This window comes from Hyphomicrobium sp. (assembly GCF_041674905.1).
GTDB lineage: Bacteria > Pseudomonadota > Alphaproteobacteria > Rhizobiales > Hyphomicrobiaceae > Hyphomicrobium_B.
In genome coordinates, this window is record NZ_JBAYUV010000064.1 from 1 (window position 1) to 7449 (window position 7449).

Annotated in this window: 14 protein-coding genes; 2 read left to right on the top strand and 12 right to left on the bottom strand. The window is 61.5% G+C overall.

Annotation, left to right across the window (positions count from 1 at the left end; all coding sequences use genetic code 11):
- Nucleotides 1–102 precede the first annotated feature (102 nt).
- The 12 genes from WC026_RS16890 to WC026_RS16945 all read right to left on the bottom strand — a co-directional run bounded on the left by WC026_RS16890 (nucleotide 103) and on the right by WC026_RS16945 (nucleotide 6366).
- The gene (locus WC026_RS16890; protein ID WP_372712177.1) at nucleotides 103–531 is read right to left on the bottom strand and encodes a hypothetical protein; all 429 of its coding nucleotides are present in this window, start codon (nucleotides 529–531) and stop codon (nucleotides 103–105) included.
- Complete coding sequence (locus WC026_RS16895) at nucleotides 528–758, bottom strand: hypothetical protein (protein ID WP_372712178.1); 231 nt, start codon at nucleotides 756–758, stop codon at nucleotides 528–530. Before WC026_RS16895 ends, WC026_RS16890 begins: the two co-directional genes overlap by 4 nt.
- 2 nt (nucleotides 759–760) lie before the next feature.
- Nucleotides 761–1585 (bottom strand): DUF2303 family protein, encoded by an 825-nt coding sequence (locus WC026_RS16900; RefSeq protein WP_372712179.1) that lies wholly within the window; start codon nucleotides 1583–1585, stop codon nucleotides 761–763.
- A 59-nt stretch (nucleotides 1586–1644) separates the two neighbouring features.
- Nucleotides 1645–1965 carry a hypothetical protein gene (locus WC026_RS16905; protein WP_372712180.1) on the bottom strand — a complete coding sequence of 107 codons (321 nt, stop codon included), beginning with the start codon at nucleotides 1963–1965 and terminating at the stop codon, nucleotides 1645–1647.
- On the bottom strand, nucleotides 1949–2389 hold the full coding sequence (locus tag WC026_RS16910; RefSeq protein ID WP_372712181.1) for an SANT/Myb-like DNA-binding domain-containing protein: 441 nt from the start codon (nucleotides 2387–2389) through the stop codon (nucleotides 1949–1951). The genes WC026_RS16905 and WC026_RS16910 overlap by 17 nt, the downstream gene beginning before the upstream one ends.
- Entirely contained in the window at nucleotides 2389–2736 is a 348-nt protein-coding gene (locus WC026_RS16915; protein ID WP_372712182.1) for a hypothetical protein, read from the bottom strand. Before WC026_RS16915 ends, WC026_RS16910 begins: the two co-directional genes overlap by 1 nt.
- A gap of 15 nt (nucleotides 2737–2751) precedes the next feature.
- Nucleotides 2752–3234: a hypothetical protein gene (locus WC026_RS16920; RefSeq protein WP_372712183.1), complete on the bottom strand. Its 483-nt coding sequence runs from the start codon at nucleotides 3232–3234 to the stop codon at nucleotides 2752–2754.
- The gene (locus tag WC026_RS16925; protein WP_372712184.1) at nucleotides 3231–3458 is read right to left on the bottom strand and encodes a hypothetical protein; all 228 of its coding nucleotides are present in this window, start codon (nucleotides 3456–3458) and stop codon (nucleotides 3231–3233) included. Before WC026_RS16925 ends, WC026_RS16920 begins: the two co-directional genes overlap by 4 nt.
- Complete coding sequence (locus tag WC026_RS16930; RefSeq protein WP_372712185.1) at nucleotides 3455–4993, bottom strand: MT-A70 family methyltransferase; 1539 nt, start codon at nucleotides 4991–4993, stop codon at nucleotides 3455–3457. The genes WC026_RS16925 and WC026_RS16930 overlap by 4 nt, the downstream gene beginning before the upstream one ends.
- A complete protein-coding gene (locus tag WC026_RS16935) occupies nucleotides 4990–5241 on the bottom strand; it encodes a hypothetical protein (RefSeq protein ID WP_372712186.1) in 252 nt (83 codons plus the stop codon). Before WC026_RS16935 ends, WC026_RS16930 begins: the two co-directional genes overlap by 4 nt.
- A gap of 409 nt (nucleotides 5242–5650) precedes the next feature.
- Complete coding sequence (locus tag WC026_RS16940) at nucleotides 5651–5854, bottom strand: hypothetical protein (RefSeq protein ID WP_372712187.1); 204 nt, start codon at nucleotides 5852–5854, stop codon at nucleotides 5651–5653.
- A gap of 227 nt (nucleotides 5855–6081) precedes the next feature.
- Nucleotides 6082–6366 (bottom strand): hypothetical protein, encoded by a 285-nt coding sequence (locus WC026_RS16945; protein WP_372712188.1) that lies wholly within the window; start codon nucleotides 6364–6366, stop codon nucleotides 6082–6084.
- A gap of 88 nt (nucleotides 6367–6454) precedes the next feature.
- Here WC026_RS16945 and WC026_RS16950 point away from each other — a divergent pair, with 88 nt between their 5' ends.
- A complete protein-coding gene (locus WC026_RS16950; RefSeq protein ID WP_372712189.1) occupies nucleotides 6455–7132 on the top strand; it encodes a phage repressor protein in 678 nt (225 codons plus the stop codon).
- A 73-nt stretch (nucleotides 7133–7205) separates the two neighbouring features.
- A partial coding sequence (locus WC026_RS16955) for a hypothetical protein (RefSeq protein WP_372712190.1) occupies nucleotides 7206–7449 on the top strand: 244 nt, incomplete at its 3' end.

Here is a 7449-nt window from a genome sequence, read left to right on the forward strand (position 1 = left end):
CGCCATTTCGTCGCTTGAAGGGCTTAGGAAGTATCTTCCACTGATCTCGGAGGAACTGGATCAGCAATTCGCCGATGATGCTGGTCTGTAGTTCAATAGCGGTCATGCACGTTCAGCGCTTGGCAGATGCCGATCGGGCACGTCGAAGAAGCCGAGCGAGCCCTTGTACGGAATCGGGGATGGAAACAGACGCGGTTCACGCAGCAGGAGCCCGTAAGGGCCGACAAACCATTTTGAGGAATGCGCCTCGACGACATCGGCCACCTCGACCGTGCCGATCAGTGCGCCGAAATGCACATCGCCGATAAACGGGATCAGCGGTTCGGCGTCATCGAACCGGTCAAGGATCATCTGGCAATAATCGGTCCAGCGGCGATTCCATTCGAGATCGCCCGGCCGGGCACCCGCGTGAATGATGCAGCGACCACGGAAGCGAAGTCCCGGATTGCGCGGCGTCCATGTACGGTTCTCTACGTCTTTCCCGTGAAATATCGCCCAGGACCATGGCTGCTGGACCGATAATGCTTTCATCGGAGCCCCACCCTCTTCTCGGCTTCATGGGTCGCAACATCGATCGCCCGCCCGCCGGGACATTCAGAGCCGAGATCGGCCTCACACTTTTCCGCATAAGTCGCGAAGGTCGCGCCGCACCGGTCGCAGATGCGACGCCCGCGCAGGCTTTCGCGGACGATCGCCTGCGCGCGCTCTTTCAATTCCCGCGCCCGATCAGGCGCGGTCCGGTGCGGCACCAGCACCATGGTCAGCTGCCGATCCGGCCGAACACGGCCATACAGTCGGTGCGGGCCGATACATCGCCGACAATCTCGCGGAAGATCGCCTGGCGGACATGTTCGGCGCGATGCAGTTTCACGCCGAGCGCAAGTTGCTCGCCGACAAGATTCCAGCGAAGAAACGCTTGGAGAGGCACGGACCGCTCGCCGAAATAAACCGGCAGCGACAGCTCGAACTTGGTCGGAACCTCGACGCCGTTCTTCGAGCGCATATCGGTGTTGTCGGTGAACTCGAAATTCTCGTGGTCCGTGTTGGTGCGCACCGCCTTCTTGAAGTTGGCGCTGCGCACGGCCTGAAGGTCGCGGCAGACTTCAAGCAGCTCTCCGCCCGTCGGCGCAACGATGTCGGCCGAATTCTCCTCAATGAAGCGCGCGAAATCGAGCTGCTTCATCAGCTTGTCGTCGATACCCGTCCACGTCTTCCATTCCTCGGAGAAGGCAAGCTGCATCGTCGCGCAATGAACGACGCGCTCGGCCTGCTTCGCCGCGTGATAGTCGATCTGGGCGACGATCCGGTTGTTGGCGATGTCCGCGAACAGCGCCGTGTCGGCCGTCTTGAATTTCTTCACATACTCGACAAGCGAGTCCTGCGTCTGCACGGTGACGGCCTGCGCAATATATTTCGGCTTGTCGGGCGGGAGCCATCCGGGCGGCGTGACATCCTTGACCGTGTGGGTGCTCGGCACGACAGCAAATTCGCGGCCGTCAGGCGTCGCGATCCTCGTGACGACGGCCGCTTCTCTGGCGAGCCGTTCGATTGTTTCCGCCTGGTTGGCGGCCTTCTGTTCAGACATGACTGATCCTTTGCGTAAGAGAGGGACGCGGGTACGCGGTACGCTTCGAGGGTTGAGGCTTAGGCCGAGCCCACGCGGGCTTCGGCGGCCTCCTTGAACATTTCGCGCTGCTGCGGATCGCTCCGATGCAGGTTGCCCTCAGCGTCGGAGAAGAACACGGCCTCCGGAATATCGACCTTCGGCACCTTGGATTTGACGGCGATCCCCAAGGTCTTCTGCGATCCGCCGCCCTTCTCGGGTTTCACCTTGATCGTGATCGTCAGTTCGCCGGCCTTGTTCGTCAGGTCGACGGCACGGATCAGCTCGGCAAAGTCGAGCGTAGCGGAATCGACCGCGCGGCCGTTGCGATACTCACGCAGCACATCAGTAATTGGCTTCATAAGAATGCCTCCGTTGATTGCCCCAATACAGTGTCGGCTTCGCGCTCGGGTTGATCGCGATCGTCGCAGCGCCAACGTCGCGCGCGGAATAGCCCGGCAACGGGTCGCCGAAGAAATTCGCGGTGACGTCGGCTCGCTCCAGCCGAAGAAGCCGACGCCGGTCGCGATCAACGATGACGTCAGGCGCGACACGCGACGCAACCGGATCGCAATCCGCGCGCCCGTCACCTCGCCGGAGCGGTTCGCCTGACACGGCGCGCCGGCGTGGTTTCGACGCGATCGCCCGGAAATATTGAAACTTGCAGGCGTTCTCGGTTGTGCCCGGAAAGCGCGTGGCGATGACGGCCCAACTGAGCCCGCACACACCGCGAAGATGCAAGATCTCGCGCCTGTCATCCTCCGACCATCTGCGCCCCTTTCGCATCAACGCCCCTCCCGGAGGTCGAAGGTCAGCGGCGGCCGCGCGCCAAGCGTCGCCATGATCCGCGTGGCCTCGGTCAGGCGCGCCTGCAAAGCCACACATTCCGCTCGGGCGGCGCGCGCCGCCGTCTCGTTTGTGTTGCTCGCCGTCAGCAGCTCATTGATGCGCTTATCCTTCGCGGCGATCGTTGCAACCTGCTCATCGATCTGAGCGGCCTGCCGCGCATTACGTTCACGGAGTTCGCGCGTTTCGGCCGTGCGCATGTGTTTGGCATCTTCGACTAACTCAGCCTGCTCGCGCTTCAATTTCGCAATCTGTGCCTTCAGCGATTTGATCGTTTCACGCGGCATTTCCTCTCCTCCCCTTCAATCGCACCCTCGGCCGATATGGCCGGGGTTTTTGCTGTCAACGAACTCGGTGTGATGCCGCCAGCCTTGCGGGCAGTGGAATCCCCACTCCCGCAACACAGGCCCCGTGATGAAAAGCGACCAGCAAGGTCCGTGCGAAAGCTCGACGCGATGCGCGTAGCGCGGCCCGCGCACTTTGATGTTGCCGGCTGAATATTCGACGCGGCGATGGACGCCGCCGCCCGCAATGGTGTGTTCGGTGTAACGCCCATCGAGCAGCAGGCTCATATTCAGCCAGGGATGATCATGCAGCGCCCGCTCGTCATCTGAGCGCAGGAAGCGATGCAGGTAGATGTTGAAGAGGCGGTTGCGCGGGATCACCCACCAGCGCAGCAGGTAGTCGTCATCCGGCGCGCCGATGCGAACGTCGGGCGGACGCTTCTCGGCAAGCCGACGGAGGCGACTGAAAAGAACCTGGATGGCGCATGCTGGCAGTTTCATGTCTGCTCCCCGCGTTCTCGCCGCAGCTTCCGAGCGGCAATCTCCATCAGCCGCTCGGCGATGATCTCCTCGACACTCGATCCGCACGCGACAGCCTCGGCGAAGAAGACGTCATGCACGGCCTGCGGCAGCATGACGCCCTGGACCGACACGGCAGCGATGGTCGCGCCCGTCTGCTCCTCTCTTGCGCGCACACCGCGCATGATGATGACGGTTCCGGTCATGACGCCTCCGTCGTCGCTTTCGTCGGAAGCGAATTGTCGGGATTGCGTCGCAGGAAAGCCGGGATTTCGAGAACGTCATCTCTCGCGGAATTGGGTGCCGTCTCTCCGGCTGTCACGTCCGTAAACTCAGACGTTGCAGTCAGGGCCGCGCCTGACTCGCCTACTTGCAACCCCGTTCCGGCGGTAGATCGTCTTACGGGGTCCGTGACCCCAGCCATACCGGCTTTGCCATCGGTTGCGTTCGCTTGGGATTCCGGCGCCTCGAGTCCCCAGGCATCCCAGCCTGGACGCACGCGACGCGCGTTTAGTTCGATTTTCGGCAGGTTCGGGAAGTACGCTTCGATCAGCTCATAGAACCGATCGGGTTTTGCTGAGTGCGCCGATACCGCGGCCTGGATCAGGCTGTCCCATTGCAGCCCCTGCGCCGGCGCCGGCACGTTGCCGCGCACGCCGAGCAGCAACAATTCATGTTTGTTGCGAAACCAGTAGCCGGTGCCGAGCCGGTCCTTGCTCCAGATCACTTGCGATCGGTAGGTGAAGCCCCACGCCTCCATCACCTGAAACGCATCCGGCAACATCGGCGCGGTCGCCCAGAGAAACAGCGCACAGTCGCCAGCCGCGATCTGAGCGACTGGCCGTGAGGCGATCACCTCGGTCAGCGAAGTCGGATAATGATTGTCGGCGGCACGATCCATGCCGCTATCGCGCGAATACGGCTCGAACCGCCATTCCGGATCGGCGAGGATCACGCCATATCGCTTATCGGGAAGCGCCTGTTGTTTCACGGCAAGATCGCGCTCGCGTTCGTCGCGCCGATCGCGCTTCTCCGCCTGCTTCTCTGCACGCATTTCCTTGACGATCGGCGCCAGCGCCGCCTTCGCTTCCGGCGTCAGGCGCCCCTGTTCGTCGCGTGGCAGCGAGGCGACGATTTCAGCCTGCCTTTCAACGGGAAGCGATGCGACCTCTGCTGCCGCGGAAACTGCAATCGTACCGCGGGCAACAGCATCGACAATCTCAGGCGAACCATCCAACTGGACGTGTTTTGCCGTTTTCACGGAACGCTCAGACACGTTGAGCATCGTTGCAGCGGCCTGGTTCGTCGCGGTGCTATCGGGCAAATTTGCCCGATTGAAATCCGGATTTCCGACCGGCATCGTGGCAATCCGCGCCGCCACCATCGCGCGCTGGCTTTCATTCAGGTGTCGGCGAACGAGATTCTTCGAGATGACGAACGCGAGCGCATCGCCGTCGACATCCGGGTTGAATGCCTTGAACCAGATGTTGTCGGCCTCGAGCGCGTCTTCCGTCAGGTTCTGGCCGGCGCGATGGCCCCAGCCGTCGCCGAGCACCTCTCCGGTCTCGACCAGCCGCTGAAGCGCGCGATAGCGGTTGCGGCCCTCAAGCACTTGATCGTCGAGCAGCACGATCGTGTCGACGATGCCGTGCGCGCGTATGTCCTCGACCAGCCGGGAGAAATCGTCGCCCTCGATCGGCGGGAATATCGTCGCGAGCGGATGGAAGGCGAGCGCTGTCATCGCGTCACCCGCGGGAATTCGAAGCCGATATGCGGAAAGTCGCCCAGCGTTGACGGGTCGTCATCGACCTCCGTCGTCAGCCAGACATCGCGGTCCCGCCACATCAGCACGGCGATGAAGACCGCAAGGCAGACCGCCTGCACCCACAAAAGCAGAACGATCAGGATCGCCGAATAGGCCGTGACCGGATTTTCGGGCGCGATCCACAAGGCCAGCACCACCAGCGGCATCAGCAGGTCGTCAATCATTCGGCCCGCCCTCCCCGCAACACACAGGGCAAGCCGCCGTCGGCTTTACCGACACCGCGAGAATCGCATGAACTGCGAAGTTGGGTCCTCACCGGACCGCCTTGGTCGCCGGACTCGCGTCCGGACTCACGCACGGCACGGCCTGCTTTCGCAGGCTGGAGTGACGGGCTCACACCCGTTTGACCAAGGAGAATGCCATGTCGGACATGGCACGACGGAAGTTCGTGTACGTGCGAGCGTACATGCGCCGACGCTTCGGAAAATGGGAGCACGTAGTCTCCCACTTCCGAGGCGACCCCCACTTCGGGTCGGAGCAGATGTTCTTCCGCTTCTAGGACGCCTTTGCAAAGCGTCCCTGCCGGTGAGGACCCGCTCCTCCGCGCGGAGCCCTGAAAATGTTTCGAGGCGGTCATGCCAGCCTCGCTTTAAGTTGTTGCGCCCGTGCCTTTTTTGCTTCGGCCTCGATCTCGGCTTGGCGCGCCTCTTCGTCCGCGCGCCGCAAATCTTGGAGCGTGACGACGTCTTCCGCGAGCGGAGCATCGTCGCCGATGAAAGATCGGAGGATCTCCGCTGCAAACCCCCTGTCTTCGTGACGCAGGAGGGCGCGGAGCATTTCGATATTCTCGGTCCGGTGACCGGAGAGCAATTTCTGACAGATCGAGAGCGGCTGCTCGGTCAAAGATTGCAGCTTGTACGCGGCCTTATTGGGAGGCAGCAGGGCCCGCAATTTCTGCGCAACAGGAGAAATCCGATTCCCCGAGAGGAAATTCTGATTCCCCTTGGGGAAACGCTCAGACCGATTCACTCCTTCCCCAGATTTTGCGCGAGCGGACGCGGCCCTTACTGTGCGGGGCATGATGTACTCCCTGTGTCAGAGCGTTGAGCGAGCGCGTCAGAGCGTTCCGGGCGCGCCACGGTCTCGGGCCAGTCAGCACCATCGGGCCAATGGTCGGAGAACCACTGCATCGCCCGCTCGAAGCGGCGGACCTGAATGTCTTTGCCTGCCACGATCGCGGGCAGCTTCTTGGTGTCGCCAAGCGCCCGCCAGCTCACGGTCGAAAGATCAATACGTTCCGCCGCGCCATAAGCGCGGGCGACGGAAAGAAGCGAATCAATGCTGCTCATGAGCACTGAGAATGGTAAAATTACTGCAAACGTCAACAGTAGTCTTACCGTTTCCCAACATGCGCTTAGCCGGTCAAATTACTGGCGCATGGACCCTTTGAAGAAAATCGTTGCCCGGATTGAGGATAGGCTCGCCAAAACCGGGCAGACCGCCGCTGCCGCCTCGAAGAAGGCCGGACTGAGTTCGTCAGCAATCTACAACCTTCAGCGAGGGGCGCGCGGGAAAATCCCAACAAAGGGCGGGAACGCAAGCACCTTCGCTGCGCTCGCGCCCGTCCTGAAAACCACTTCCACCTACCTGACAGAAGGAATTGGGCCGGCCGAGGTGTCGGAGCACATTGACAGTGAGCACATCTTGCCAGCCGAACAGCGCGCCTCCGGACCAAGAAAGGTCCGCGTCGTTGGCTACGTAGGCGCAGGAAGCGTTGCGCACTACTACGCTTTGGCCGATGATGACTACGAAGAGGTCGACGCGCCCGACGGAGCGACAGAACAAACCGTGGCAGTTGAGATACGCGGAAAGAGCTTCGGGCCACTCTTGGACTCGTGGCTGGTCTATTACGACGACGTAAGATCGCCGGTCACCGAAGACCTGTTCAATCAGGTCTGCGTCGTCGGACTCAACGACGACCGAATTCTGATTAAGAAAATCAGGCGCGAGCGGGACGGAAGCTACACACTCCTCTCGAATTCAAACGAACCGCCGATCAAGAATGCGGAGATCGAATGGGCCGCGCTCGTGACGGACATGAAGCCTCGTCGGTAGAATTACTGTTTCGTATTGACGCGGTAAAATTACTGCGGTAATTTGTTTCCCGTGAAACGACGGGAGACGATCAATGGCGAAGACCGCCGATCTCTGCATCAATGAATTCCGCCAGCGCTGCCGCGCCGAAGGCTTCTGTCACATCCCGCCGGCGCGGAAATTCATCGACCTGAAGTATCCGCGCTCCGGCTACATCGATCCTGTCATGTCACCGCGCAATCGCATGCTGCGCAAGGAGACGCTGGAGAAGCTGCTCCAGCACCGGGCGAAGTGCGAAGCCGAGGCTCGCAATAAGCTCGCGGAAATGCTGCGGAAAC